The organism is Streptacidiphilus sp. PAMC 29251 (assembly GCF_054208735.2).
This window is the reverse complement of record NZ_CM135725.2, coordinates 7,155,662-7,178,665: the sequence shown is the minus strand read 5'-3', so window position 1 is coordinate 7,178,665 and position 23,004 is coordinate 7,155,662. Positions and strand designations below refer to the sequence as shown.

At 72.6% G+C, this 23,004-nt stretch carries 19 protein-coding genes and 1 pseudogene; 3 read left to right on the top strand and 17 right to left on the bottom strand.

The window, feature by feature from the left end; all coding sequences use genetic code 11:
• Positions 1 to 17 precede the first annotated feature (17 nt).
• The 11 genes and pseudogenes from ACXKR8_RS34175 to rimP form a co-directional block, all read right to left on the bottom strand.
• Positions 18 to 950: a bifunctional riboflavin kinase/FAD synthetase gene (locus tag ACXKR8_RS34175; RefSeq protein WP_458268423.1), complete on the bottom strand. Its 933-nt coding sequence runs from the start codon at positions 948 to 950 to the stop codon at positions 18 to 20.
• Between the two features lie 47 nt (positions 951 to 997).
• Complete coding sequence (locus tag ACXKR8_RS34170) at positions 998 to 3,883, bottom strand: serine protease (RefSeq protein ID WP_458268422.1); 2,886 nt, start codon at positions 3,881 to 3,883, stop codon at positions 998 to 1,000.
• A 149-nt stretch (positions 3,884 to 4,032) separates the two neighbouring features.
• Positions 4,033 to 4,941 carry a tRNA pseudouridine(55) synthase TruB gene (truB, locus tag ACXKR8_RS34165; protein WP_458268421.1) on the bottom strand — a complete coding sequence of 303 codons (909 nt, stop codon included), beginning with the start codon at positions 4,939 to 4,941 and terminating at the stop codon, positions 4,033 to 4,035.
• A gap of 40 nt (positions 4,942 to 4,981) precedes the next feature.
• The gene (locus tag ACXKR8_RS34160; protein WP_462099951.1) at positions 4,982 to 5,482 is read right to left on the bottom strand and encodes a DHH family phosphoesterase; all 501 of its coding nucleotides are present in this window, start codon (positions 5,480 to 5,482) and stop codon (positions 4,982 to 4,984) included.
• Positions 5,383 to 6,057 carry a DHH family phosphoesterase gene (locus ACXKR8_RS34155; RefSeq protein ID WP_462099950.1) on the bottom strand — a complete coding sequence of 225 codons (675 nt, stop codon included), beginning with the start codon at positions 6,055 to 6,057 and terminating at the stop codon, positions 5,383 to 5,385. The genes ACXKR8_RS34160 and ACXKR8_RS34155 overlap by 100 nt, the downstream gene beginning before the upstream one ends.
• Before the next feature lie 2 nt (positions 6,058 to 6,059).
• Positions 6,060 to 6,518: a 30S ribosome-binding factor RbfA gene (gene rbfA / locus ACXKR8_RS34150; RefSeq protein WP_458268419.1), complete on the bottom strand. Its 459-nt coding sequence runs from the start codon at positions 6,516 to 6,518 to the stop codon at positions 6,060 to 6,062.
• 102 nt (positions 6,519 to 6,620) lie between these two features.
• Positions 6,621 to 6,917, bottom strand: coding sequence for a DUF503 domain-containing protein (locus tag ACXKR8_RS34145; RefSeq protein WP_458268418.1), 297 nt, complete (start codon positions 6,915 to 6,917; stop codon positions 6,621 to 6,623).
• Between the two features lie 144 nt (positions 6,918 to 7,061).
• Positions 7,062 to 10,210 (bottom strand): annotated as a pseudogene (gene infB, locus ACXKR8_RS34140) (translation initiation factor IF-2).
• A gap of 94 nt (positions 10,211 to 10,304) precedes the next feature.
• Positions 10,305 to 10,661, bottom strand: coding sequence for a YlxR family protein (locus ACXKR8_RS34135; RefSeq protein ID WP_458275157.1), 357 nt, complete (start codon positions 10,659 to 10,661; stop codon positions 10,305 to 10,307).
• A 75-nt stretch (positions 10,662 to 10,736) separates the two neighbouring features.
• Complete coding sequence (nusA, locus tag ACXKR8_RS34130; protein WP_458268416.1) at positions 10,737 to 11,759, bottom strand: transcription termination factor NusA; 1,023 nt, start codon at positions 11,757 to 11,759, stop codon at positions 10,737 to 10,739.
• 2 nt (positions 11,760 to 11,761) lie between these two features.
• Positions 11,762 to 12,346, bottom strand: a complete 585-nt coding sequence (gene rimP / locus ACXKR8_RS34125) for a ribosome maturation factor RimP (RefSeq protein WP_458268415.1) — start codon at positions 12,344 to 12,346, stop codon at positions 11,762 to 11,764.
• A 159-nt stretch (positions 12,347 to 12,505) separates the two neighbouring features.
• Here rimP and ACXKR8_RS34120 point away from each other — a divergent pair, with 159 nt between their 5' ends.
• Genes ACXKR8_RS34120 through ACXKR8_RS34110 form a run of 3 tightly spaced genes read left to right on the top strand, consistent with a single transcriptional unit; the run spans position 12,506 to position 15,628 of the window.
• Entirely contained in the window at positions 12,506 to 13,474 is a 969-nt protein-coding gene (locus ACXKR8_RS34120) for a ferritin-like domain-containing protein (protein WP_458268414.1), read from the top strand.
• 47 nt (positions 13,475 to 13,521) lie between these two features.
• The gene (locus ACXKR8_RS34115; protein ID WP_458268413.1) at positions 13,522 to 14,445 is read left to right on the top strand and encodes an aminoglycoside phosphotransferase family protein; all 924 of its coding nucleotides are present in this window, start codon (positions 13,522 to 13,524) and stop codon (positions 14,443 to 14,445) included.
• A 46-nt stretch (positions 14,446 to 14,491) separates the two neighbouring features.
• Complete coding sequence (locus ACXKR8_RS34110; RefSeq protein ID WP_458268412.1) at positions 14,492 to 15,628, top strand: sensor histidine kinase; 1,137 nt, start codon at positions 14,492 to 14,494, stop codon at positions 15,626 to 15,628.
• Positions 15,629 to 15,662: 34 nt separating this feature from the next.
• On the opposite strand, the gene ACXKR8_RS34105 is transcribed toward ACXKR8_RS34110, so the two are convergent.
• The 6 genes from ACXKR8_RS34105 to dxr form a co-directional block, all read right to left on the bottom strand.
• Positions 15,663 to 16,217, bottom strand: a complete 555-nt coding sequence (locus tag ACXKR8_RS34105; protein ID WP_458268411.1) for a GNAT family N-acetyltransferase — start codon at positions 16,215 to 16,217, stop codon at positions 15,663 to 15,665.
• A gap of 32 nt (positions 16,218 to 16,249) precedes the next feature.
• The gene (locus tag ACXKR8_RS34100) at positions 16,250 to 17,977 is read right to left on the bottom strand and encodes a hypothetical protein (RefSeq protein WP_458268410.1); all 1,728 of its coding nucleotides are present in this window, start codon (positions 17,975 to 17,977) and stop codon (positions 16,250 to 16,252) included.
• Between the two features lie 173 nt (positions 17,978 to 18,150).
• Positions 18,151 to 18,999 (bottom strand): GNAT family N-acetyltransferase, encoded by an 849-nt coding sequence (locus tag ACXKR8_RS34095; protein ID WP_458275156.1) that lies wholly within the window; start codon positions 18,997 to 18,999, stop codon positions 18,151 to 18,153.
• An 85-nt stretch (positions 19,000 to 19,084) separates the two neighbouring features.
• Entirely contained in the window at positions 19,085 to 20,245 is a 1,161-nt protein-coding gene (ispG, locus tag ACXKR8_RS34090) for a flavodoxin-dependent (E)-4-hydroxy-3-methylbut-2-enyl-diphosphate synthase (RefSeq protein ID WP_458268409.1), read from the bottom strand.
• 166 nt (positions 20,246 to 20,411) lie between these two features.
• Positions 20,412 to 21,722 (bottom strand): M50 family metallopeptidase, encoded by a 1,311-nt coding sequence (locus tag ACXKR8_RS34085; RefSeq protein ID WP_458268408.1) that lies wholly within the window; start codon positions 21,720 to 21,722, stop codon positions 20,412 to 20,414.
• Positions 21,719 to 22,993, bottom strand: coding sequence for a 1-deoxy-D-xylulose-5-phosphate reductoisomerase (gene dxr, locus ACXKR8_RS34080; protein WP_458268407.1), 1,275 nt, complete (start codon positions 22,991 to 22,993; stop codon positions 21,719 to 21,721). The genes ACXKR8_RS34085 and dxr overlap by 4 nt, the downstream gene beginning before the upstream one ends.
• Positions 22,994 to 23,004 lie beyond the last annotated feature (11 nt).

Here is a 23,004-nt window from a genome sequence, read left to right as displayed (position 1 = left end):
CTCAATCGGTGAGCCGCTCAATCGGTGAGTTCGCGGGCCTGCTTGACGTCGTCGGCCATCCGGTCGAGCAGCGCGTCGATGGAGTCGAACTTCTCCATGCCGCGCAGGTACACCAGGAAGTCCACGCTGACGTGCAGGCCGTAGAGGTCCAGTCCGACCCGGTCGATGGCGTACGCCTCGACGGTGCGGTCGGTGCCGTCGAAGGTGGGGTTGGTGCCGACCGAGATCGCGGCCGGCATCAGCTCCTGATTCGCCGTCAGCCAGCCCGCGTAGACCCCGTCGGCGGGGATCGCGGTGTGCGGCAGGGTCTCCACATTGGCGGTGGGGTAGCCGAGTTCACGGCCGCGCTGGGCGCCGCGCACCACGATCCCCTCGACCCGGTGCGGGCGGCCGAGGACCTCGGCCACGCCGGTCATGTCGCCCTCGGCGACCAGGCGGCGGGCCAGCGTGGAGGAGAGCGGCGTCCCGTTCGCGGACTCGACGCTGAAGTCGGCGATGTCGACGGTGAAGTCGTAGCGGGCGCCGAGCTCGGCGAGCAGCGCGACATTGCCCGAGGCCCGGTGCCCGAAGCGGAAGTTGGTGCCCTCCACGATCAGGGTGGCGTGCAGGGCGTCCACCAGGATCCGCTGCACGAACTCCTCGGGCGAGAGGTGCGAGAACTCCAGGGTGAACGGGATCACCAGGACCGCGTCCACGCCCAGCTCGGCCATCAGTTCGGCCCGGCGCCGGTGCGGGGCCAGCAGCGCGGGATGGCTGCCGGGGCGGACCACCTCGCTGGGGTGCGGGTCGAAGGTGACCACGACGGAGCGCGCGCCCAGCTCACGAGCGTGTTCGATGGTCTTGTTGATGATCAGTTGGTGGCCCCGGTGCACCCCGTCGAAGGAGCCGATGGTGACGACGCTGCGCCCCCAGTCCCCGGGGACTTCCTCCAGGCCATGCCAGCGCTGCACCCTGACCGCTCCTTGTTTCGCTGTAGCTGTTGACTCCTCGATGACTCCTATAGCCTCCCATGCGGCTGATCGCTGCCCTGCATTGGCTCGTGCCGCAGCAGGGCCGAACGGAGTTCCAGGTGCAGCGGGGTGGTGGCGCCGAGGACGCTGGTGAAGGCGTCGCGGACCGGCTCGGGGTGGTCGGCGAGGTCGTGGACGAAGCGGAGCGCGGTGGCGCGTTCGGCGGATCCGTGCCGGAGCCGGGCGTCCAGCCAGGCGGCGACCTGGACCGCCGCCTCCGGGTGCCGGGCCAGGTAGTCGGTGACCAGGCGGGCCGCAGCGGCCCGGGCGCGCGGGGCCGGGGTGCTGCCCAGGGTGTGCAGCACGGCCGCCGCCTCCTCCCCCGGCTGGTGCAGCCGGGTGTGGTAGGCGGAGAGCACCAGCGAGGGGTGGCTGTCCAGGGCCGGCGCGAGCGAACGGGGGGTGAGGTGCGGGTCGGCCGCGGCATAGCGGGCGGCGGCGGCCGGCAGGTGGCGGGAGCGGGTCTCCGGGTCGGCGACCAGCAGGGTGAGCGCCGCCCCGTGCAGTTCCGCCTCGGTGGAGCGGCCGAGCAGGGTCTCCGCGGCGAAGCGCAGCAGGGCCCGGTCGGGGGCGCTGGCCGGGGTGATCGCGGGGGCGTGCACGGCGGCGGCGACATGTCGTTCCGGGCGCGGATCGTGCGCCCAGCGGTCGACGGCGCGGCAGAGCGCGGAGGGTTCGATCACGGCCAGCTCGCGGAGCAGCGCGTCGGCCCGCGGGTGCGCGGCCGCCACCAGGGCCTCGGCGAGATCGTCCAGGGCCACCCGGCGCCCGCTGCGGAGCAGGTGGACCGCGCTCGCGGCGAGCTGCTCGTCCGGGAGCCAGCGGCAGAGCGCGGGGAAGGCCGCGGACGGGTCGGCGCGGAGCACCTCAGCGACGGCCTCCAGCGGCTCAGGGCCGCCGCCGCGGGCCAGTTCCCGGAGCAGGTCGATCCGGGCCGGGGTGGGCAGCGGCAGGGCGGTCCAGAAGGCGAGCGGGACCGGGGGCGCCGGGTGGCCGGCCATCCGGGCGGCCAGCGAGCGCAGCAGCGGCAGCCGGGCCTCGGCGTCGGGGAGCCGCAGCAGCACCGAACTGAGCAGGTTGAGCGCCCACCAGTGCGACGGGCAGGAGGGGGACGCCGCCTCCGGGCCGTCCAGGTGCAGGATCAACCGGCTGAGGTACGGCTCGGGGTCCGCGACCCGCAGCAGCGCCTCCCGGACCGGGCCGATCCGGTGGTGCGGCACCGGAATGCTGGTCGGCGCCGGCCGCGGCGGCGGGACCGGGACGCCCCTCGGGCCGCCGCGGCGGTGGGACTGCACCGGCCGGGGCCCGGGTGAGTCGTCCAGCAGCGCGTCCAGGGCGGTGGGGAGGTCGAGATGGATCCCCTGGATCCACTCGGACAGTTCCTCGTGGGCGAAGCGGTAGCCCTGGCCCGCGGGCACGATCAGCCCCTCGGCGAGCACGGCCGGACCCCAGACGTCGGGGAAGACCTCGTCGAAGTCGGCGTGGGTGAGCGCTCCGCTGCCGGGGCCCAGCATCCGCCGCGCGGCCTCGTGCACCCGGCCCGCGGCGGCGGTGGCGGTGCGGCGGTCGGGGTGGCCCAGCCGCTCGGCGATCCGCAGGCAGGCGAAGTCGACGGTGGCCTCCAGCAGCTCGGCGCGGCCGGGGGCGGCGTCGCGCAGCGGGAGTTCGGCCAGCAGCCGCAGCGTGAGCGGGTGCCCTGGACCAGGACGCAGCCCGAGTCGGCGGGCCAGTTCGGCGGCCGCGGCGGGCGGCAGGTCGCCGAGCAGGTGCGGGGGCTGGACGTCCTCGGCGGAGAACTGCTGCTGCTCCCAGAACTCGGGGCGGCAGCCGATCAGCAGCCTGGCACCGGTGCGGCGCAGTTGCCGTCCGGTCTCGGCGCTCCACTCGGCGAGGGCGGGCAGCAGGGCGGGCGGCAGCTCCTCCGGGCGGTCCAGCACGATCAGCAGCGGACGGTGCGCCGCCGCGGCCAGCCGGGCGGCCCGTTCCGCGTCCGGCAGCACCCGGTTGACGGCGTCCAGCAGCGAGGTGTCGTGCGCCCGCAGATCGGCACCGCGCAGCCAGACCACCGGCTGCCGGGTGGCGGAGCGGGCCCGGCGCAGGGCCAGCGCGGCCAGCTCGGTGGTGAGGCCGCTGCCGGGCTCGGCGACCACGGCCTGGATCGGCCGGTCCGGCGACCAGTCGGCGGGTGGTGCGTCCGCGCGGTCCACCCGGGGGCCGACCAGGGGGGTGAGTGCGCTGGTGCTGGCGGCGCACAGGTCGAGCACTCCGGCCAGGTTCAGCGCCCGGCCGTAGGCGGGCACCGAGGCGGCGTTGCGGGCCAGCAGGTCGGCCACGGCGGGGTGCCCGACGGCGGCGCGCAGCGGGACGGCCAGCACGGCGCCGCGCCGGTGGCTGCGCAGCGCGGCGGTGGCGACGGCGACCACCGCACCGGTCTCGGCGTCCAGGACCGGCGCACCGGCCAGCTCCACCGGCAGGCCGTTCGGTGCCTGGTCGAGCTCCAGCAGCCAGACGTCGGCGACCAGGTGCCAGCGCTCGGCGGCGGCGTAGCGGGCGGTCACCAGTCCGGCCACGCCGCCCTGCAGGGTGTGCGTCGGCCCGACCAGGTTGACCAGCCGGGTGCCCTGGCCGCCGCCGAGCGGCAGCGGCGGCAGCACCGCGTCGGTGCGCAGCAGGGCCAGGTCGTACTCGGGCAGGGCGGTGATGTCGTCGGCGCTGAGTCGGCGGACCGCTCCGCCGGGCCAGGTCAGCAGCAGCGCGGAGCGCCCGTCCACGACCTCGTGGCTGGTCAGCAGGGTTCCCTGGTGATCCACCGGCATCGCCAGCCCGTGCTGCCGCCCGTTGGTGTCGGACACCCGCACCAGCGCCTCGTCCACCCGCCGCACCGCACACCCCCACCCGGTTCAGACAGGGGGAGGGTGCCCGGTGCGGAGCCCGCGTGACCTGCTCTGCACCCGGTGCGCCGGTGCTTCACTCCGCGCGCTCGCCCGCAGGAGTGACTGCAGGTTTCAAGTCAGTGCGGGCTTCAGACGAACACGGCCAGGGACTTGGCCTTGCCGCCGCGCTCCTCGATCAGGGCGAGGAAGCGGCCGTCCGGGTCGAAGACCGCGATCGGGTCGGTGGCGTCCAGGCCGGGGGCGGCGATCCGGACGCCGTTGACCAGCAGCCGGGCCTGCTCGGCGTCCACGTCCCAGCGCGGGAAGGCGGCCGCGGCGGCGTCGGCGATGGGGAGCACGGCGTCGGCGAAGGAGTCCTCCAGCGCGGTCAGGGTGTGCGAGCCGTCGACCGTGTAGGGGCCGACCCGGGTGCGCCGCAGCGCGGTGAGGTGGCCGCCGGTGCCGAGCCCGTCGCCGAGGTCGCGGGCCAGCGCCCGGATGTAGGTGCCGGAGGTGCAGTCGACGGTGACGTCCAGGTCGATCAGCGGGGTCCCGTCCTCGGCCCGGGCCTCGCGGCGGGCGTGCACCTCGAACCGGGAGACGGTGACCGGACGGGCGGCCAGCTCGACCTCCTCGCCCTCGCGGACCCTGGTGTAGGAGCGCTTGCCGTCGATCTTGATGGCGCTGACCGAGGAGGGCACCTGCTGGATGTCCCCGGTCAGCACGGCGATCCCGGCCGCGATCCGCTCGTCGGTGACCGCGGCGGTGGAGGCGGTGGCGGTGACGTCGCCCTCGGCGTCGTCGGTGACCGTGGCCTGGCCCAGCCTGATGGTGGCCTCATAGGTCTTGCTGGTCAGCGCGAGGTGGCCGAGCAGCCGGGTGGCCCGCTCGCAGCCGATCACCAGGACCCCGGTCGCCATCGGGTCCAGCGTCCCGGCGTGCCCGACCTTGCGGGTGCCGGCCAGCCGGCGGATCCGGGAGACCACGGTGTGCGAGGTGATGCCTGCGGGCTTGTCCACGATGACCAGCCCGTCGGGGCCGGTTCCCTTGCGCTTCAACGGTCAGTCTTTCGATGGGGGAACCGGCAGCCGGGGGCTGTCAGCTCGGGGTCAGCCCGTCGCGGAAACGCGCGACGGTGGTGTCGACGGTGCTGTGCGAGGTGAATCCGGCCGCGTAGACGTGGCCGCCGCCGCCGAGGCCCGCGCAGGCCGCCGCGACGTCCACCGCGCCCTTGGAGCGGGAGGAGCCGCGCAGGCTGCCGTCCGGGTCCTCCTTGAGCACCAGGGTGACCTCGGCCTCGGAGGCCTTGCGGACCACGTCGATCAGGCCCTCGATCTCCTCCGGGAGGACGCCGTGGGCCTTCAGGTCCGCGTAGGGCACCCAGGTCCAGACGAGCCCCAGGCCCTCGGCGGCGTCGCGCTCCAGCACGGCCCGTTCCAGGGCGGCGGCCAGCACCTTGAGGTAGCCGAAGGACTGGGTGTCCCACAGCCGGCGGGAGATCAGGTCGTGCCGCAGCCCGGTCGCCAGCAGCCGGGAGGCCAGCTCATGGGTGGCCGGGGTGGTCGCGGCGTAGCGGAAGGAGCCGGTGTCGGTGGCCACCCGGTGTAGAGGCAGGTGGCGATGTCCCGGTCCAGCGGGACGTCCAGCCGCCGCAGCAGCTCGTCCACCAGCACGGCGGTGGCCGGCGCGGCCGGGTCGATCAGCTGGTGCGTGCCGAAGCCGCCGTTGGAGGCGTGGTGGTCGATCACCACCGTGGTCGCCGCAGCCTCGGCCCGGGAGCGGAGCAGGCCCAGCCGCTGCGGGTCGGCGACGTCGAAGGTGATCAGCAGCTCGGGCCGCTCGGGCACCGCCGAGACCGGCACCAGCAGTTCTTGGGCCGGCAGGAACTCCAGCGAGCCCGGGACGATCTGCGGGTCGTCGCCGAAGGAGACCCGTACCTCGATCCCCAGCGAGCGCAGCGCGATGCCCGCCGCCAGCGCCGAACCCAGCGCGTCGCCGTCCGGGAGCACATGGCAGATCAGGTCGACCGAGGAGGCGCCGCGGATCGCGGCGAGCACCGGCTGCCAGTCGCCGTCGGTGAGCCCGGGGACCTGCTCGCTGCGCGGGGACGGCAGGGCGGGGACGCCCGCCACCATCGTGGCAGGCGCCCCCGCAGCCTGCTGGCCGGACGACACCGCTACTCGTCCTCGGCGTCGTCGTCGAGGTCGTCGTCGTCCTCGCCGGGCTTGCGGTACGGGTCCGCGTCGCCTGCGTAGGTCTTGCCGACGGCGACGCTGCGGACCTCGGCGTCCTGCTGCCTGGCCCGGATCAGCAGATCGTCGAGCTGCCTGGCGGTGTCCGGGATGGCGTCGGCGATGAAGGCCAGGGACGGGGTGAACCGCACCCCGGTCTGCCGGCCCACCTCGGTGCGCAGCACGCCCTTGGCGCTCTCCAGCGCGGCGGCCGTGGCCGCGCGCTCGGTCTCGTCGCCGTAGACCGTGTAGAACACGGTCGCCTCGCGGAGGTCACCGGTCACCCTGGTGTCGGTGATGGTCACGAAGCCCAGGCGCGGATCCTTGATCCGACGCTCCAGGGTCTCCGCGACGACCACCCGGATGCGGTCTGCGAGCTTGCGCGCCCTCGCGGTGTCGGTCACTGGTCCTCCTCGTGCTGCGTGCTCGATCGCCCATCGGTCTCCAGGTCCGTGAACGGCACAGTACCTGGAGGCACCCTCCTAGGGATGCCAAGTCTGATTGTCCTACTCGTCATCGTCGTCCCGCAGCCGACGGCGGGCCGCCAGCAACTGGACCTCGGGACGCCCGGAGACCAGCCGTTCGCAGCTGTCCAGGACCTCGGTGACGTACGACACGTCCCCGGAGACCACGGCCAGCCCGATCTCGCTCCGGCGATGGAGCTCCTGGTTTCCGGTCTCGGCAGCGCAGACGCTGTACTTGCGCTGGAGTTCGGCCACGATGGGCCGGACGATCGAACGCTTCTCCTTGAGCGAGTGGATGTCGCCGAGAAGCAGGTCGAAGGTCAACGTTCCTACGAACATGTGTGAACAGGTCACGCCGACCTGTGAGGCCTCAAAGGTATGAACGAGAGGCCCTGGGGCCCGTCTGACGGGCCCCAGGCTACAGAACGCGGCCGGGGCCGGTCGACACCATTGATGTCGACCGGCCCCACCCGTGCGGAAACCCTACGCGCGCGGCTTCTCGCGCATCTCGAAGGTCTCGATGACGTCGTCCACCTTGATGTCGTTGAACGACCCCAGGGTGACACCGGCCTCGAAGCCCTCGCGGACCTCGGTCGCGTCGTCCTTGAAGCGGCGCAGACCCTCGATGGTGAGGGACTCCTGCACCACCTTGCCGTCGCGGATGAGGCGGGCCTTGGCGTTGCGGCGCAGCAGGCCCTCGCGGACGATGACACCCGCGATGTTGCCGAACTTGCTGGAGCGGAAGACCTCGCGCACCTCCGCGGAACCGAGGCGCACCTCCTCGTACTCCGGCTTGAGCAGGCCCTTGAGCGCCGCCTCGATCTCCTCGATCGCCTGGTAGATGACCGAGTAGTACCGGACGTCCACGCCTTCCTTGTCGGCCGCGACCCGGGCGCGGCCTTCGGCGCGCACGTTGAAGCCGAGGATGATGGCGTCGGAGCCCATGGCCAGGTCGACGTCGGACTCGGTGATCGCGCCCACGCCGCGGTGCAGGATGCGGAGCTCGACCTCCTCGCCGACATCCAGCTTGACCAGCGCGTCTTCCAGTGCCTCGACGGAACCGGAGACGTCGCCCTTGATGATCAGGTTGAGCTGCTGGATGCCGCCGGCCGCGATCGCCTTGTCCAGGTTCTCCAGGGAGATCCGCATCGGACGACGGGCGAACATGGCGTTGCGGTCACGGGCCGAACGCTTCTCCGCGATCTGACGCGCGGTGCGGTCGTCGTCGACGACGATGAAGCTGTCGCCGGCGCGGGGCACCGAGGTGAGGCCGAGGAGCAGCACCGGACGGGACGGACCCGCCTCGGTGACGTTCTTGCCGTTCTCGTCCAGCATGGCGCGGACGCGGCCGTGGGCGTCGCCGACGGCGATGGAGTCGCCGACCCGCAGCGTTCCACGCTGGACCAGGACGGTCGCCATGGCGCCGCGACCCTTGTCCAGGTGGGCCTCGATCGCGATGCCCTGAGCGTCCTGCTCCGGGTTCGCGCGGAGGTCCAGCGAGGCGTCGGCGGTGAGCACGACGGCCTCCAGCAGCGCCTCGATGTTGAGGCCCTGGCGGGCGGAGATGTCGACGAACATGGTGTCGCCGCCGTACTCCTCCGCGACCAGGCCGAACTCGGTCAGCTGACCGCGGACCTTGGTCGGGTCGGCGCCCTCGACGTCGATCTTGTTGACCGCGACCACGATCGGCACACCGGCGGCCTGGGCGTGGTTCAACGCCTCGACCGTCTGCGGCATGACGCCGTCGTTGGCCGCGACCACCAGGATCGCGATGTCGGTGGACTTGGCACCACGGGCACGCATGGCGGAGAACGCCTCGTGGCCGGGGGTGTCGATGAAGGTGATCCGGCGCTCCTCGCCGTTCACCTCCGCCGCCACCTGGTAGGCACCGATGTGCTGGGTGATGCCGCCGGCCTCGCCGGCCACCACGTTGGTCTTGCGGATGGCGTCGAGCAGGCGGGTCTTGCCGTGGTCGACGTGACCCATGACGGTGACCACCGGCGGACGGGACATGAGGTCTTCCTCGTCGCCCTCGTCCTCGCCGAAGTCGATGTCGAACGACTCCAGCAGCTCGCGGTCCTCGTCGTCACGGCTGACGATCTCCAGGACGAAGCCCATCTCGTCGGCGAGAAGCTGAAGCGTCTCGTCGGGGACGGACTGGGTCGCGGTGACCATCTGCTCGAGGTTGAGCATCACCGAGACGAGCGCGGCCGGGTTGGCGTTGATCTTCTCGGCGAAGTCGGTCAGCGAGGCACCGTGCGACAGCCGGACCGTCTGGCCGTTGCCGCGCGGCAGCATCACGCCACCGATCGACGGCGCCTGCATCGACTCGTATTCCTGACGACGCTGACGCTTCGACTTGCGCCCACGGGCCGGACGGCCGTTCGGGCCGCGGCCGAAGGCACCCTGCGTTCCGCCACGGGCGCCGGGGCCGCCGGGGCGACCGCCGAAACCACCGGGACGGGACCGAAGCCACCGCCGCCACCGCCGCCGCCACCGGGGCGACCGGCGAAGCCGCCACCGGCCGGGCGGGCGCCCGGACCAGCAGGACGGCCCTGGAAGCCGGGACGCGCGCCACCGGCGCCGCCACCCGGACCGGCCGGACGGGCGCCGGGACCACCGGGGCCACGACCGCCGGGGCCGGGACGACCGGCACCGGGGCCGGGAGCCGGACGCTGCGGCATCATGCCCGGGTTCGGGCGGGGCATACCGGACGGGGTCGGCCCACCGGGACGCGAACCGCCCTGCGGACGCGGCATCCCACCGGGAGCCGGACGGTCGCCACCCGGACGCGGGGCGCCCGGACGGTCACTGCCGGGACGAGCCGGACGGTCACTGCCCGGACGAGCCGGACGGTCGCTGCCCGGACGGGGGGCACCCGCGCCGGGAGCCGGACGGTCACTGCCCGGACGAGCCGGACGGTCACTGCCCGGACGCGGCGCACCGGCGCCGGGAGCCGGACGGTCGCCGCCCGGACGGGGGGCGCCGGAACGCTCGCCACCGGGGCCGGCCGGGCGGGCGCCCGGCCGCGACATGCCCGTGTTGCTGGACGTGAAGGGGTTGTTGCCCGGACGCGGACCGGCCGGGCGGGCGCCCGGGGTCGCGGCGGGACGGGGAGCACCGGGACGCGGACCCGCGGCGGCGGGACGCGCGGCCGGGGTCTCGGCCGCTGCGGGGGTCGCAGCCGGAGCCGGGGCGGCCGGGGCCTGGGCGGCCTGCGGGGCAGGCGTGACCGGGGCCGGGGCCGAGAACTCGGCGGCCGGGGCGGCCGGGCGCGGGGCCGGGCGGGGGCCCGGGGCGACGCTGGGACGCTCCGCGGCGGGCGCGGGGGTGGCCGGCGCGGCGGGCGCCGCGGCAGCGGCGGGCCTCGGCGCGGCAGGGCGCGGCGCGCCCGGACGGGGTGCCGCGGGCGCTGCGCCTGCGGGCTTGGGGGGCGTCGGCTTGCTCGACGACGCGGGCTTCGCGGGGCTTGCGGCCCCACCGAAGGCAACTTCCAACTTTCGTACAACGGGCGCCTCGATAGTCGAGGACGCCGAACGCACGAACTCACCGAGCTCTTGGAGCTTGGCCATGACGACCTTGCTCTCAACGCCCAAATCCTTGGCGAGTTCGTAAACCCGGACCTTAGCCACTTCGCTCCTTTGAGGTCCGGGTGTTCCGCCGGACCGTCGCTACTGCATGCTCGTACTCATCGCGTACTCATCGAGTGCTCATCGCAATCTCGACCTACTTTCGAACTCGCGAGGTACCTGTTGCTCGGCCCCCGCACATGGGTGCGGAGGCTCCGTGCTCTGTCGTGTCTGCGACCCTCGGCAATGCCTCGACGTAGCGCTGAAGTGCCGCGGTGTCGAGCGGACCCTGCAGGCGGAACGCCCGCGGGAACGCCCGGCGGCGGAGCGCCAGGTCAAGGCATTCCGGCTCGGGGTGGAGGTGCGCTCCCCGGCCGGACAGCGTGCCGCGGGGATCGGGGACGCAGGCGCCCTCGACCGCCGTCACACGCAGCAGGTCATGTTTGGCCGATCGTTTCCGACACCCGACGCATGTGCGTTCCGGGCATGAATGGTCACGCGTCCGGCCAGACACGTCCAAGTCTACCCCTCTGATGGTCTTCACTCCGACCCGATTGTCGTGAACCCCGCAGCTGGCTGCCGTGCGCGGTCAGTTCCTGCGGTCCTCGTCGGAGCGCTGCGGGCGCTCGGAGCCCTCGGCCTCGACGTCCGGACGGATGTCGATCCGCCAGCCGGTGAGCCGGGCGGCGAGGCGGGCGTTCTGGCCCTCCTTGCCGATCGCCAGCGACAGCTGGTAGTCGGGCACGGTCACCCGCGCGGAACGGGTGTCGTAGTCCACGATCTCGACCCGGCTCACCCGGGCCGGCGACAGCGCGTTGGCGACCATCTCGGCCGGGTCGTCGGACCAGTCCACGATGTCGATCTTCTCGCCGAGCAGCTCCGCCATCACCGCGCGGACCCGGCCGCCCATCGGGCCGATGCAGGCGCCCTTGGCGTTCAGCCCGGACTTGCCGGTCCACACCGCGATCTTGCTGCGGAAACCGGCCTCGCGGGCGATGGCGGCGATCTCCACCGAGCCGTCCGCGATCTCCGGGACCTCCAGCGCGAACAGCTGGCGGACCAGGTTGGGGTGGGTCCGCGACAGCGTCACCGAGGGGCCGCGGACACCCCTGCGCACGGCCACCACATAGCACTTGAGCCGCAGCCCGTGCTTGTAGTCCTCGCCCGGGACCTGCTCCTGGGCCGGCAGGATCGCCTCGATCTTGCCGATGTCCACCAGGACGTTCTTGGGGTCCTTGCCCTGCTGCACCACGCCGGTGACGATGTCGCCCTCGCGGCCGGCGTACTCGCCGAAGGTCAGCTCCTCCTCGGCGTCGCGCAGCCGCTGCAGGATGACCTGCTTGGCCGTGCTCGCCGCGATCCGGCCGAAGCCGCTCGGGGTGTCGTCGAACTCGCGCGGGGTGCCGCCCTCGGCGACCTCGTCCTCGTCCTCCTTGGCCCAGACCGTCACATGGCCGGTCTCCCGGTTCAGCTCCACCCGGGCCCTCTGCCGCGAACCCTCAGTGCGGTGGTACGCAATGAGGAGGGCCGACTCGATCGCCAGGACCAGCTGCTCGAACTTGATCTCCCGCTCCTGCACCAACCTGCGCAGGGCACTCATGTCGATATCCACGGCTACGCCTCCTCTTCCTCGTCGTCTGCGATGTCTTCAATGTCTTCGTCCGCGATGTCTTCGCCGTCGAGGTCGTCCAGCTCGGGCTCGTCGTCCAGGCCCTTGCGGTTGAACTCGATCTGCACCCGGGCCTTGGCGATCTCGGCGAAGCCGAGGCGGCGCTCGGTGGCCTTGCCCTTGCCCTTGACCGGGGGGATCTCCAGCAGCACGCCGTCCTCGTCGGACTCCTGCACCCGGCCGACGAACTCCGCGCCGGCCTTGGGCTGCACCTTCACCAGCCGGGTACGGGCCCGGCGCCAGTGCCGGGGCTGGGTCAGCAGCCGCTCGGCGCCCGGGGAGCCCACCTCCAGGCGGTACTCGCCCTCGCCCAGCACCGCGGTGCCCTCGGGGCCGTCCAGCAGCGCGCCGAACGCACGGCTCAGCTCCGCCACGGTGTCCAGGTCCACTCCGCCGTCGGCGTCCAGGGTCACGTCGAGAACGCGGCGCCCGCCGACCTTGCTGAGGGCGACCTCCTCCAGATCCACGCCCGCCTCGACGGCGAGCGGCTCCAGCAAGACATGCAGCCGGTCGTTCAGGGTCGTGCTCATCCGGGTGACTCCTCGGCCGCGTGTCTGCTGTTGTCTGTAGGTCGCAAAGAACAGCCCACAGCCTATCTGCTTCCACCCCGAACTGCCGATTCGGCGACTTTCAAGGACTTTCCGGGGGCGCCGCCCAAAGGAGTGGATCTTTCGGTACCGTCCCTGATCGTGACCACCTCCGCTTCCGGGATCGGGCGCCGCTCCCTGATCACCGCCGGCCTGCTCGGCCTGCTCACCGCCTGCGGCAGCAGCACCACCGGCGGCTCCGCGGACGGCCGCAGCGCCCGCAGCCTGCTCGGCCCCGACCCCGACCTGCCGGTCCGGGCCCGGGCGCTCAGCGCCACCCGCACCCTGGCCGCGCGCTACGACGCGACCCTGCTGGCCTTTCCCGAGCTGGGGACCCGGCTGACCCCGCTGCGGACCCAGCTCGGCACCCAGCTGACGGTGTTCGAGGGCACTGCGGCCACGGCGGGACCGGGGGCGGAGACCACCACGGCTGCCCCTGACCCTGTCCCGGCCGACGCCGGGACGGCGCTGCTCGCCCTGGACGCCGCCGAGCAGGACACCGCCGCGACCAGGACCGCCGACCTGGCGAAGGCCTCCCCCGCGCTGGCCCGGCAGCTCGCCGCCGCGGCCGCCTGCGCCGCACAGCACTCGATGCTGCTGCGCGGAAGCGTCCCGGCCGGTCCGGCGGCCGCACCGGTCACGGCCGTCCGGCTGCCCGCCCCCGCGCTGGCCGCGCTGCAGGCGGCGCTGGCCGCGGAGGACTCCGCCGTCTACGCCTACGGGGTGGTCGGCGCCCAGCTCAGCGGCGCGCGGCGGAGCCGGGCCACCGCCTCCTACCAGGCGCACCGGGCCCGGCGCGGGGCGCTGCAGCAGCGGATAGCGGCCTCGGGGGCCGCCCCGGTCCCGGCCGCCCCGGCGTACCGACTGCCGAGCGCGGTCACCGGGTCGGCCTCGGCGGTGCGGCTGGCCGGGCTGGTCGAGGACCGGATCTGCGCCGTCTACGCCAATGCCGTGCAGGCCACGGCCGGTCCGCTGCGCGGCACCATGGCCGCCGCGCTGCGGCAGTCGGCCCTGGACACCCTCGCCTGGCGCGGCAGCGGCAGTGCCCTCCCCGGACTTGCGGATGGCTGACAATGGTGGCGGGCACCACCACGGGGGCGAACAACCGAAAGGCCGGCATGTCAGCAGCGGAGCAGCAGATCACCATTCCGGTCCGACTCAGGGAGACCGTCGGAGCCTGGGAGGGCGCAGCGGGAACAGCCTGGCTGCAGTCGCTGCCGCAGCTGGTGCGGGACTACCTGGACCAATGGAAGCTGACGCTTGAGCGGGTGTTCGAACCCGGCGGGCAGGTCAGCCTGGTGGTCTACGTCCGACGTGACGACGACTCACCGGCCGTACTGAAGCTGGGACTTCCCGGACCCGAGTCCGAGCAGGAGCACGCCGCACTGGCACACTGGGACGGACGCGGAGCGGTCCGGCTGTTCGAGGCCGCACCGGCGGACCAGGCGATGCTGCTGGAGCGGCTGCACGGGGAGGTGCCGCTGCTGTCGCTGGCCGAGGGCAAGGCGATGCTGGAGGCCGCGGGCACCCTGCAGCGGCTCTGGGTCGCCCCGCCCGAGCAGCACCCCTTCACCCGGGTGGCCGACCGGGTCGCCGGGCTCTGCGACGACCTTCGCCGGCGCCGGGACCTGGTACCCGACCAGGAGCTTCGACCGCTGGTGGACGAGGCGCTGGCGGTGGCGGCGGAACTGCTGGCCGGTTCCACCGAGGAGGTCCTGCTGCACGGCGACTTCCACCACGGCAATGTGCTCTCGGCCGAGCGCTCGCCCTGGCTGGCCATCGACCCCAAGCCCCTCGTCGGCGAACGGGCCTATGACCTGGCCTGGCTGGCGCAGGACCGGCTGGAGACGCTGTCCGGCGTCCCCGGACCGCCGGCCGCCGCCCGGCGCCGACTGCAGCGGCTGTCGGACGCGGTCGAGGTGGACCGGGACCGGCTGCGCGGCTGGACCCTGTTCCGGACGGTGGAGGCCGGCACCTGGAGCCTGGAGCACGGCGACACCGCCCAGGCGGCGCTGTACCTGGAGTTCGCCGCGATGCTCTGACCCTTCCGTCATCCGACCGCCAAGACCCCATGAGAGGACCGCGCCTGTGGCCGGCCAGCCCAGCCCCCGTCGCAAGCGGATCACCGACCAGGAGATCGCCAAGATCCGCGGCTTCAACCCGTTCACCCTGCTGCCCTGGGGGCTGCTGGTGCTGGAACCGCTGCTGAGCGTGCTGCACGGCACCTACCCGCGCCCGGTGGCGGCGATGTCCGGGCTCGGCCTGTTCGTGCTGCTCTACGCGGGGACGGTGGTCAGCGCCTTCACCCCCCGGGTCCAGGACGGCCGGCTGCCGGTGGCGCTGGCGCTGGTCATGGTGCCGGTCACCGGCGCGCTGGCCGGGTCGCTGCCGAACGCGCTGACCCTGTACCCGCTGCTGGCCATCGCCTGCGCGGTGGTGGTCCCGAACCGGCTGGGCCCGCTGGTGCTGCTCGGCATTCCCGGGCTGGCCGCGCTGACCTCCTACATGCGCGGCCAGAGCCACGGGGACATGCTCAGCATCGCCTGGAGCAGCCTGCTGCCGGGGGCGATCGTCTTTGTGATGCTCAAGCTGTTCTCCGTGGTGAGCCAGCTCAAGGAGACCCGTGAGGAGTTGGCGCGGGCGGCGGTCGCCGAGGAGCGGCTGCGGTTCAGCCGGGACCTGCACGACCTGCTCGGCCACAGCATGTCGGTGATCGCGCTCAAGGCCGAGGTGGTCCGCAGGCTGGCGCCGACCGACCTGAAGGCCGCGCTGGCCCAGGCCGAGGACATCGAACAGGTCAGCCGCAAGGCCCTCGCCGAGATCCGGGAGGCCGTCAGCGGCTACCGGGAGACCGGCCTGACCGAGGAACTGCACCGCGCCCGCTCGCTGCTGAGCGCGGCCAGCATCGAATCCGTGGTCCGCGAGTCGGGGCCGCCGCTGCCGGCCCAGGCCGAGGGCCTGCTGGCCTGGGTGGTCCGGGAGGGCGTCACCAATGTGGTGCGGCACGGCTCCGGGGCGCAGCACTGCGAGATCGACCTCGACCGCGGCTCGGACCCGGTCCGACTGAGCATCAGCAACGACGGCACCGGCTGCCCGGCGGCGGCCGGCGACGGCAACGGGCTGCGCGGGCTGACCGAGCGGGTGGCCGCGGCCGGCGGGACGCTGACGGCCGAGCCGTCGGAGTCGGGCTTCCGGCTGCTGGCCACGCTGCCCGCGCAGCGCTGAGGCCCTCCGGCCGGGGCCTGGTGCTGAGGCACGGTCAGGGGCGGGGTGGGAACGGCAGGCGGGCGCCCATCACCGCGTAGGGGACGCTGGTGTTGGGGAACATCACCTGGTTGGCCAGGTCGCGGTAGCCGAGCGAGCGGTAGAGCACCCGGGCCGGGGTGTCCCGGTCGATCGCCGACAGGATCGTCCTGGGCAGGCTGCTCCCCGCGCACAGGGTGGTGATCAGGCGTCGGCCGAGCCCCAGGCCCTGGTGGTCGGGGTGGACATGCAGCTCGGTGACCGAGAACGACTGGTCCAGCCAGATGCCGTTGCCGTTCGCCTCCAGATGCGGCTCGATCACCGAACTCCACCAGTGCGCGCGGTCATTGGGCATCCCGTAGCCGAAGCCGACCAGCCGGCCCCAGGCCCCCGGATGGCTGCGCTCGACCGCGCCGAAGGCCCGTACGCCGGGGACCAGGGCATGGCGGCCCACGATCTGCAGCCGCACCGCGACCTCGTCGCTGCTCAGCCCGAAGGCGGCGGCCTGGACCGCGAGGGCCTCGGCGGCCCGGCCGGCGAGGTCGAAGGGCTCGATCGTGACGTCATTCATGGCCTCGCAGGTTACCCGGTCGGACTCGAGTGTCACGAGCGGCATGCAGGCTCGCGCCGACCGACCAGGAGGAAGGCCGAGAGACCGAACAGGATCAGCGAGACGGCGAGGCCGAGATAGGGCATCGGCGAGCCCGCCGCCCCGGTGTCGGCGAGGCCGAGGGCGGCGGCCGCCGGGACGGCTCCGACCGGGGCGGCCGGGGCGGCGGTGGCGCTCGGCGACCCGGTCAGGGCGGTGCCGATCAAGCCCGCGGCGACGGCGCGGGTGGCCGTGCTGGACGTGGCCGCGGGACTGCTGGGTGCGGGGCTGGAGGGTGTGGGACTGGTCGCCGGTTCGCCGATCATGGTGGCGGACGGGGTGACCACGGTGGTCGCCGACTCGCTGCCGGACGGGCTCGCGGAGGCGCTCGCAGGCGGTGTGCCGGAGGCACTCGCCGAGGCGCTGTCCTGTCCGCCGGACGAGGCGCTCGCGGGCAGGCTGCCGGAGGCACTCGCGGAGCCGCCGGCCGGGGCGCTCGCCGAGGCGGTGCCGGACGGGCTGCCGGAGGCGCCCGCGGCCTGGGGGCAGTTGAGGTTGGTGAGGGAGGCGGCCAGGCGCGCGGTCAGGAAGTCGAACAGGTTGGTGCCGTCGTCCGGGGACACCGCCGGGGCGAAGAACTGCCGGTCGTCGTTGATCCGCTGGGCGCCGGTCGTGGCCAGACCGGTGCAGTAGGCCAGCGGGTCGCCCTGGTCGGCGCCGCTCAGCCGGGGCATGTCCACACCCGCCCGGTAGAGGTCGGTCTTGGCGCGGCTGGTCTTCCCGTCGATCTGGACCATCGGGTCGTTGACCGGGACCAGCGCGATCGGCGCGGCCTGGAAGCGGGCCGCCTGCAGTTCGTCCAGGCCGAGCGAGGTGACCCGCTGCCCGGGGTCGGCCAGGTCCGGCGCGGTGAAGGGGGTGCAGCCGAGGGCCGGGTCGACGAAGGCGATCAGCAGCAGGTTGTCGCTGCCGTTCAGCAGCGAGCTCGCGCCGGGCAGGGCGGTGGTGTCGGCGGCGTTCTTCTGCGCTGTCCTGCCGTCGGCGGTGGCCAGGTAGTCGGTGGTGACGTTGTCGCTCTGGTCCTGGTCGATCAGGCCGAAGTCACGGGTGCTCATGCACGCCTTGCCGTCCTTGCCGGTGCCGAGCGGCGGGACGACCAGCTTCCCCGCGCGCTCGGCGGTGTTGGCGGCGCGGAAGAAGGCCGGGGCGTTGCAGTAGGCGAACTGCGTGAAGAGCGACGTCCCGAGGCCGTTGACGCACTGCCCGGCGCTGAGGCTGCCGTTGGTCCCGCGCAGGGTGAGGTTGTCGGCGTTGAAGCCGAACCAGATGCCGACCACGGCGTGCGGCGGGAGCTTGGGCCGGACCGGGGCGACCGCGGGCTTGGTGCCCTTGTCGATCACCAGCGGGTCGTAGACCGACAGCGCGCCGGTGGCCGGATCGACCACGGTGGCCTGGACGAAGGCGGACTGGTCGGTGTCGGCCTCGTGGCAGGGGCCCTGTCGCCGGTCGGTGGCGGAGAGCAGGTAGGGCGTGGCGAGGCCCTTGGCGCTCAGCGGGTTCGCCGGGACGGTCAGGGTGCAGTTGGTGTCGGGCGCCGCGGCCGGGGCGCCACCGGTGGCCCCGAGAGCGGTACCGAGCAGGGCCGCCAGGCCCAGGAATCCGCTCAGGGCTCCGAACAGGTAGCTGTACCTGGTCCGGCGGCGGCCGGACAGCCTGCCGTGCCGGCGTGGGGAACTGGGCATAGGCGGTCCTCTACCGAAGGGCACCCCGGAGTGTCCGTCACACGGTGGCACTCCTGGAAGGGTGAAGACGGCGCGAGTTTATGCATGGCGCGCACCCGTACGAGAGGGTTCCTGGAACATCTGCCTCAGGCGTCGATCAAACGCTCAAAAGGTGCACCGGATCATGCGCCGAATCAAAAGAGCACGCTCATGAACGTGCCTACTTCCGAGAAGCCCACCCGTCGGTACGCGGCCCTCGCGGCGGTGTTGAAATCGTTCACATAGAGGCTCACCACCGGGGCCACCTCTCGGAGCGCGTGCTCCACCACCGCGGCCATACCGCTCTCGGAAAGCCCGCGGCCGCGGTGTCCGGGCGCGACCCAGACGCCCTGGATCTGGCAGGCGTGCGGGGTGACCGCACCGATCTCCGCCTTGAAGACCACCTTGCCCGCCTCGAAGCGGGCGAAGGCCCGCCCCGTGCTGACCAGCTCGGCGATCCTGGCGCGGTAGAGCAGGCCGCCGTCACCGGCGAGCGGGGAGACCCCGACCTCCTCGGTGAACATCGCGACGCAGGCGGGGACCAGCAGGTCCATCTCGTCCCGGCGCACCCGGCGACAGCGGGGGTCGGGGGCGATCTCGGTGGAGGGCTGCCAGCTGGCCATCAGCGGCTGGTTGGGGCGGACCTCGCGGGCCGGACCCCAGCTCGGTTCCAGCAGTGACCACAGCAGGGCGGTGGGTTCGGCCGGACCGACGATGGAGGAACAGCGGCGCCCCTGCCGCCGGGCCCGGTCGGCGAAGGCCCGTACCGCGTCGGGGCCGGCGCTCAGCGGGACCAGATTGGCCCCCGCGTAGCACATCGCCGCCAGCCGGCCGCCCTCGTACCAGCCCCACATCTCGCCGCCGAGACGCCAGGAGTCGAGCCCGGCGATGGCGACCCGGGCGGCGACGAAGGCGTTGGCGATGGGGTCGCGGTCGAGCACCTCCAGGGCAGCCGGGAGGTCACCGGGTTCCAGCACCCGCGTCGACGTCACCGAACTGCTCAGCACGGAGGAACCCTATCCCGTCGGGCGCGGTTGAGCAGAGAGAGGGGCACAGGTTCGCTGCCCCTCTCCAGCGTGCGGTGAGTGATTACTCACTGACAGCGACGACGGGCTCACCGGACGCGACACCCTCGGCCTGCATCTGCTCGGCGAGCTTCAGTGCCTCCTCGATCAGCGTCTCCACGATCTTGGATTCCGGCACAGTCTTGATCACCTCGCCCTTGACGAAGATCTGCCCCTTGCCATTGCCCGACGCCACCCCCAGATCCGCCTCACGCGCCTCACCAGGACCATTGACGACACAGCCCATCACGGCCACCCGCAGCGGCACCTCCATGCCCTCAAGCCCCGCGGTGACCTCCTCCGCCAACTTGTACACATCCACCTGCGCCCGCCCACAGGACGGGCAGGACACGATCTCCAGACCCCGCTGGCGCAGATTCAACGACTCCAGGATCTGGTTCCCCACCTTGATCTCCTCCGCCGGCGGAGCCGACAACGAGACCCGGATCGTGTCCCCGATCCCCTCCGACAGCAGCGCCCCGAACGCCACCGCCGACTTGATCGTCCCCTGGAACGAGGGACCCGCCTCGGTCACCCCCAGGTGCAGCGGATAGTCGCAGGACGCCGCCAGCAGCCGGTACGCCGCGATCATCACCACCGGGTCGTTGTGCTTCACCGAGATCTTGATGTCCCGGAACCCGTGCTCCTCGAACAACGAGCACTCCCACAACGCCGACTCCACCAGAGCCTCCGGCGTCGCCTTCCCGTACTTCGCCAAAAGCCGCGCATCCAGCGAACCCGCGTTGACCCCGATCCGGATCGGCACCCCCGCCGCCCCCGCCGCCCGCGCGATCTCCTTGACCTTGTCGTCGAACTGCCGAATGTTCCCCGGATTCACCCGCACCGCCGCACACCCCGCGTCGATCGCCGCGAACACGTACTTCGGCTGGAAGTGAATATCCGCGATCACCGGAATCTGCGACTTGCGCGCGATCGTCGCCAACGCATCAGCATCATCCTGCGAGGGACACGCCACCCGCACGATCTGACACCCCGACGCCGTCAACTCCGCGATCTGCTGCAACGTCGCATTGATGTCCGAGGTCACCGTCGTGGTCATCGACTGCACCGAGATCGGCGCATCCCCACCCACCGCCACACTGCCGACCATGATCTGACGACTCTTCCGCCGCACAGCAAGCGGCTTGAGCGGAGCGGACGGCATTCCGAGCGAGATCGCGGTCATCTCTTGCAAAGTCCCCAAGGTGAGGTGGCGGTCCCACCGGGATTCCCGGTGGTCCGGGCCGCTGACATCGGTCGCAGCGCACCCAGCACAACCGTACGCCACGGGGCCGGACCGAATCACATCCAGTCCAGCCCCGCAACCCGGTGTTCGTCCGGAATTCTCCCGGTCAGCCGATCTTCACCGGGTTCACCACGTCCGCGATCATGACCAGCACGGTGAAGCAGAGGAAGACTCCGGCCACCACATAGGCCACCGGCATCAGCTTGGCGACGTCGAAGTGCCCCGGGTCGGGACGGCGGAAGACCCGGGCGGCCCGGCGGCGCAGCGACTCCCACAGCGCGCCGGCGATGTGGCCGCCGTCCAGCGGGAGCAGCGGCAGCATGTTGAGCAGGAAGAGGGAGAGGTTGAGGCCCGCCAGCAGGTTGATCTCCAGGGCGAACTTGTCGATCAGCGGGGCCTTCATCGCGAACACCTCGCCGCCCACCCGGGCCACCCCGACCACGCCGACCGGCTGGTCGGTGGTGCGCGGGGCGCCGTCGAAGGCGGAGTCCCACAGCGCCGGGATCTTGGACGGCAGCGCCAGGATCGAGTGGACGCTGGTCTTCGCCATGTCGCCCATCTGGTCCATGGTGCCGCCGAAGCTCAGCGGGACCAGGGCGTTGGTCGGCGAGATGCCGAGGAATCCGGCCTCGACGGTGCCGGTGGTCGGGTCGCCGTTGGAGTCCAGCCCGTACACCTTGTTCTTGATCGGCGTGGCGGTCAGCGTGACCTGCGCACCGTCCCGCTTGACCACGATCGGGACGGTCTGTCCTGCCGACTTCCGGATGTCGTCCTGGAGCTGGTCGTAGCTGCTGATCCGGTCGCCGTTGAAGGTGACGATGGTGTCCCCGGGCTTGAGACCGGCCTGCGCGGCGGGCGAGGGGGTCGCCCCGGGGGCGCAGGTGCCGGCCTTGGCGGCGGGGTCGCCCGCCTGCAGCACGCACTGGGAGACGGTGCTGACGGTCGGCACGCTGCTGGAGATGCCGAAGCCCATGAACAGCGCCAGGAACAGCCCGAACGCCAGGATCAGGTTCATGAAGGGCCCGGCGAACATGACGATGACCCGCTGCCAGGGCTTGCGGGTGTAGAACAGCCGGCTCTCGTCGCCGGGCAGCAGTTCCTCGTAGGACTGCGCGCGAGCATCCTCGATCATGCTGCGCCAGGGCGAGGAGCTGCGGGCGGTGATCCGGCCGTCGGCACCCGGGGGGAACATCCCAATCATGCGGATGTATCCACCCATGGGGATGGCCTTGAGCCCGTACTCGGTGTCGCCCTTCTTGCGCGACCAGACGGTCGGGCCGAAGCCGACCATGTACTGCGGGACCCGGATCTTGAAGATCTTCGCCCAGCTGAGGTGGCCCAGCTCGTGCCACGCGATCGAGAACAGCAGCCCCAGCGCGAAGATGGCAATGCCGAGGACCGTCATCAGTGCCGTCATCGGCCACCTTCCTTGTTACCGACCGCCGGGCTGCCGCCGGCAGCCGCCATATGAGCCTGCGCGGTGGCGCGGGCCCAGGTCTCCGCAGCCAGGACGTCCGCCAGCGTCAGCGCGGTTCCCTCGCTCGGCCGACCGTGCTCGGCCACCACCTTGGCCACCGTATCCACGATCCCTGTGAACGGCAGCCGACCGTCCAGGAAGGCGTCGACGCACTCCTCGTTGGCGGCGTTGAACACGGCGGGGGCGGTACCGCCCAGGGCGCCGACCTGCCTGGCCAGGCCGACCGAGGGGAACGCCTCGGTGTCCAGCGGGAAGAACTCCCAGGTCGCGGCCTTGGTCCAGTCGCATCCCGGAGCCGCGTCCGGCACCCGGTCCGGCCAGCCGAGGCCGAGCGCGATGGGCATCCGCATGTCCGGCGGGCTGGCCTGGGCCAGTGTCGAGCCGTCCGTGAACTCCACCATCGAGTGAATCACCGACTGCGGGTGGACCACGACCTCGATCCGCTCGAACGGAATGTCGTAGAGCAGGTGCGCCTCGATCACCTCGAGGCCCTTGTTCACCAGGGTGGCCGAGTTGATGGTGATCACCGGTCCCATGTCCCAGTTGGGGTGGGCCAGCGCCTGCTCCCGGGTGACCCCGGCCAGCTGCTCCCTGGTCCGACCGCGGAACGGGCCGCCGCTGGCGGTGACCACCAGCTTGCGGACCTCCTTGCGGGTGCCGCCCATCAGCCCCTGGAACAGCGCGGTGTGCTCGGAGTCCACCGGCACGATCTGGCCCGGCTTGGCGATGGCCTTGACCAGCGGGCCGCCGACGATCAGTGACTCCTTGTTGGCCAGCACCAGCACCCGGCCGGCCTCCAGCGCGGCCAGGGTCGGGGCCAGGCCGATCGACCCGGTGATGCCGTTGAGCACCGAGTGGCACTCGCGGCCCGCGAGCTCCGCCGCCGCGTCAGGACCGGCCAGGATCTCCGGCAGCTCCTGTCCGGGCCCGGCCTGGGCCGCGAGTGCGGCCCGCAGCTCGGGAACCGCCTCGGCCCGCGCCAGGGCGACCGTGCGCACCCCGAGCCGCATGGCCTGCTCGGCCAGCAGCCCGACCCGGCCGCCGGCCGCCGACAGACCGACCACCCGGAAGCGGTCGGGGTTGCGCAGCACCACGTCGATGGCCTGGGTCCCGATGGAGCCGGTGGATCCGAGGATCACCAGCTCCCGGGGCCCGGTGGGGTCGGCGACGACAGGGACGAAGCGCAGGTGCGGATCGGCGAGAGGTTCCATGCGGACCATTG

Bases quoted from the DNA above. Each gene is read 5' to 3' on its own strand.
- ACXKR8_RS34145 (WP_458268418.1), bottom strand. From the start codon at position 6,917: ATGTTCGTAGGAACGTTGACCTTCGACCTGCTTCTCGGCGACATCCAC.
- rimP (WP_458268415.1), bottom strand. From the start codon at position 12,346: ATGAGCACGACCCTGAACGACCGGCTGCATGTCTTGCTGGAGCCGCTC.
- ACXKR8_RS34115 (WP_458268413.1), top strand. From the start codon at position 13,522: ATGTCAGCAGCGGAGCAGCAGATCACCATTCCGGTCCGACTCAGGGAG.
- ACXKR8_RS34105 (WP_458268411.1), bottom strand. From the start codon at position 16,217: ATGAATGACGTCACGATCGAGCCCTTCGACCTCGCCGGCCGGGCCGCC.
- ACXKR8_RS34100 (WP_458268410.1), bottom strand. From the start codon at position 17,977: ATGCCCAGTTCCCCACGCCGGCACGGCAGGCTGTCCGGCCGCCGCCGG.
- ispG (WP_458268409.1), bottom strand. From the start codon at position 20,245: ATGACCGCGATCTCGCTCGGAATGCCGTCCGCTCCGCTCAAGCCGCTT.
- ACXKR8_RS34085 (WP_458268408.1), bottom strand. From the start codon at position 21,722: ATGACGGCACTGATGACGGTCCTCGGCATTGCCATCTTCGCGCTGGGG.
- dxr (WP_458268407.1), bottom strand. From the start codon at position 22,993: ATGGAACCTCTCGCCGATCCGCACCTGCGCTTCGTCCCTGTCGTCGCC.